The organism is Agrobacterium sp. ST15.13.015 (assembly GCF_027871645.1).
In the GTDB taxonomy this organism is placed as follows: Bacteria; Pseudomonadota; Alphaproteobacteria; order Rhizobiales; family Rhizobiaceae; genus Agrobacterium; species Agrobacterium leguminum.
In genome coordinates, this window is record NZ_JAQAHF010000039.1 from 1 (window position 1) to 3,179 (window position 3,179).

General features: G+C 52.7%; 2 rRNA genes. Both read left to right on the forward strand.

The features are described 5' to 3' along the window. A 23S ribosomal RNA gene (locus PIB16_RS26575) occupies nt 1–2,579 on the forward strand; the annotation flags it as partial. A gap of 391 nt (nt 2,580–2,970) precedes the next feature. Beyond that, nucleotides 2,971–3,085: ribosomal RNA gene (rrf, locus tag PIB16_RS26580) — 5S ribosomal RNA — on the forward strand. Nucleotides 3,086–3,179: the final 94 nt, after the last annotated feature.

Consider the following 3,179-nt stretch of genomic DNA (forward strand, 5'->3'; position numbering starts at 1 on the left):
GTAAGAAGCGAACGCAGGGAACTGAAACATCTAAGTACCTGCAGGAAAGGACATCAACCGAGACTCCGCAAGTAGTGGCGAGCGAACGCGGACCAGGCCAGTGGCAATGATGAATAAAGCGGAACGATCTGGAAAGGTCGGCCATAGAGGGTGATAGCCCCTTACGCGTAGAACAGTCATTGTCCTTGAGTAGGGCGGGACACGTGAAATCCTGTCTGAACATGGGGAGACCACTCTCCAAGCCTAAGTACTCGTGCATGACCGATAGCGAACAAGTACCGTGAGGGAAAGGTGAAAAGCACCCCGACGAGGGGAGTGAAATAGAACCTGAAACCGGATGCCTACAAACAGTCGGAGCTCGCAAGAGTGACGGCGTACCTTTTGTATAATGGGTCAACGACTTAGTGTAACTAGCAAGCTTAAGCCGGTAGGTGTAGGCGCAGCGAAAGCGAGTCTGAACAGGGCGATTTAGTTAGTTGCATTAGACCCGAAACCGAGTGATCTAGCCATGAGCAGGCTGAAGGTTGGGTAACACCAACTGGAGGGCCGAACCCATAACTGTTGCAATAGTTCGGGATGACTTGTGGCTAGGGGTGAAAGGCCAATCAAACTCGGAAATAGCTGGTTCTCCGCGAAATCTATTTAGGTAGAGCGTCGACCGAATACCCTCGGGGGTAGAGCACTGGATGGGCTATGGGGACTCACCGTCTTACTGATCCTAACCAAACTCCGAATACCGAGGAGTACTAGTCGGCAGACACACGGCGGGTGCTAACGTCCGTCGTGAAAAGGGCAACAACCCTGACCTCCAGCTAAGGTCCCCAAGTCATGGCTAAGTGGGAAAGGATGTGAGGATCCCAAAACAACCAGGATGTTGGCTTAGAAGCAGCCATCATTTAAAGAAAGCGTAACAGCTCACTGGTCTAAATAAGGGTCTTTGCGCCGAAAATGTAACGGGGCTAAAGCCATGCACCGAAGCTGAGGATTTGCGAGTAATCGCAAGTGGTAGCGGAGCGTTCCGTAAGTCTGTGAAGGCGGACCCGTGAGGGCTGCTGGAGATATCGGAAGTGCGAATGTTGACATGAGTAACGATAAAGGGAGTGAGAGACTCCCTCGCCGAAAGACCAAGGGTTCCTGCTTAAAGTTAATCTGAGCAGGGTTAGCCGGCCCCTAAGACGAGGCGGACACGCGTAGTCGATGGGAACCACGTTAATATTCGTGGGCCTGGTGGTAGTGACGGATCTCGTGTGTTGTTCAACCTTACTGGATTGGTTGGGCGGCGAAGAGGTTCCAGGAAATAGCTCCACCGTATAGACCGTACCCGAAACCGACACAGGTGGTCAGGTAGAGTATACCAAGGCGCTTGAGAGAACTATGTTGAAGGAACTCGGCAAATTGCACGCGTAACTTCGGAAGAAGCGTGACCCTTTTGTACGCAAGTATGATGGGGTGGCACAGACCAGGGGGTAGCGACTGTTTATCAAAAACACAGGGCTCTGCGAAGTAGCAATACGACGTATAGGGTCTGACGCCTGCCCGGTGCTGGAAGGTTAAAGGGAGGGGTGCAAGCTCTGAACTGAAGCCCCAGTAAACGGCGGCCGTAACTATAACGGTCCTAAGGTAGCGAAATTCCTTGTCGGGTAAGTTCCGACCTGCACGAATGGCGTAACGACTTCCCCGCTGTCTCCAACATAGACTCAGTGAAATTGAATTCCCCGTGAAGATGCGGGGTTCCTGCGGTCAGACGGAAAGACCCCGTGCACCTTTACTATAGCTTTACACTGGCATTCGCCAAGGCATGTGTAGGATAGGTGGTAGGCTTTGAAGCAGGGACGCCAGTTTCTGTGGAGCCATCCTTGAAATACCACCCTTATCTTCGTGGATGTCTAACCGCGGTCCGTTATCCGGATCCGGGACAGTGTATGGTGGGTAGTTTGACTGGGGCGGTCGCCTCCGAAAGAGTAACGGAGGCGCGCGATGGTTAGCTCAGACCGGTCGGAAATCGGTCGTCGAGTGCAATGGCATAAGCTAGCCTGACTGCGAGACTGACAAGTCGAGCAGAGACGAAAGTCGGTCATAGTGATCCGGTGGTCCCGTGTGGAAGGGCCATCGCTCAACGGATAAAAGGTACGCCGGGGATAACAGGCTGATGACCCCCAAGAGTCCATATCGACGGGGTTGTTTGGCACCTCGATGTCGACTCATCGCATCCTGGGGCTGGAGCAGGTCCCAAGGGTATGGCTGTTCGCCATTTAAAGCGGTACGTGAGTTGGGTTCAGAACGTCGTGAGACAGTTCGGTCCCTATCTGCCGTGGGTGTAGGAATATTGACAGGATCTGTCCCTAGTACGAGAGGACCGGGATGGACGTATCTCTGGTGGATCTGTTGTCCTGCCAAGGGCATAGCAGAGTAGCTATATACGGAATGGATAACCGCTGAAGGCATCTAAGCGGGAAACCAACCTGAAAACGAGTGTTCCCTATCAGAGCCGTGGAAGACGACCACGTTGATAGGACGGGTGTGGAAGCACAGCAATGTGTGAAGCTTACCGTTACTAATAGCTCGATCGACTTCTTCGTTCCCATTGAATATGTTCATCGAACAAAGTTCGATGACATCATCTTCTGTCCTCACGGGCCAAAGGCCCTGCGGACGGCGCGCGCCATAAGGCGCGACGGACTAGCGTCCTGTATGGCTGCCTCGCTCGGTCTCGAGCAAAGGTGGAATGCGGATCGGTCACAGAAAGACGTGTAAATTAAATAGAGCTTTGGCTCTCCAGCTTCTCGAAAACAACAGTCATGTGAAAACATGAACAAGGTTGCTTTGGCCAACTGGTCCCTCATATCAAAGGTGACCGTATGGCCGATTGGCGTCCCCCGTGAGCGACAAGCGAACGGGATAAGGCATGCCAATCCAAAAATAGCAACATATGTTCATGCTACCGCATGAACATATGTTGCGTTTTGCCGACCTGGTGGTTATCGCGGGGCGGCTGCACCCGTTCCCATTCCGAACACGGCCGTGAAACGCCCCAGCGCCAATGGTACTTCGTCTCAAGACGCGGGAGAGTAGGTCGCTGCCAGGTCTGCAAAACGCAACTCAAAATCTTCTCAATCACTAAAGGGCAAAAAAGCCCAAATCAAAAGGCCGCAAATGCGGCCTTTATGCTATAATAAAAC